1 protein-coding gene is annotated in these 291 nt (G+C 39.5%); it reads right to left on the reverse strand.

The window, feature by feature from the left end; genetic code table 11:
* On the reverse strand, nt 1–291 hold a 291-nt coding region (locus GGG_RS20335), incomplete at both ends, for an IS30 family transposase (RefSeq protein WP_010118275.1).

The raw sequence follows: 291 nt of genomic DNA on the forward strand, positions 1-291 counted from the left end.
CCAATGACGGTATCTCCCTCAAAATCACCAAGCCTTTCTCTCTGATCTATTTCCTTGGGTCTACAATGGATACTTGTTCGATTCGCCAATTGTCCACGCCGATCATTATTTTTAAATCCTCTTTTTCTATATGTTTTTTGGCTCCGTAAACACTTGTGTATATCTCCTCCATTTGCTTTATCTTTATAAATATATTGATAAATCCATTCATGAGATGGGACATCAATCCACCCGCGTACACGTAAAGCTGAAGCGATTTGTTCAGGAGACCATGCATTCCTGAGTAGATGG

It is taken from the genome of Acinetobacter sp. P8-3-8 (assembly GCF_000214135.1).
In the GTDB taxonomy this organism is placed as follows: Bacteria; Pseudomonadota; Gammaproteobacteria; order Pseudomonadales; family Moraxellaceae; genus Acinetobacter.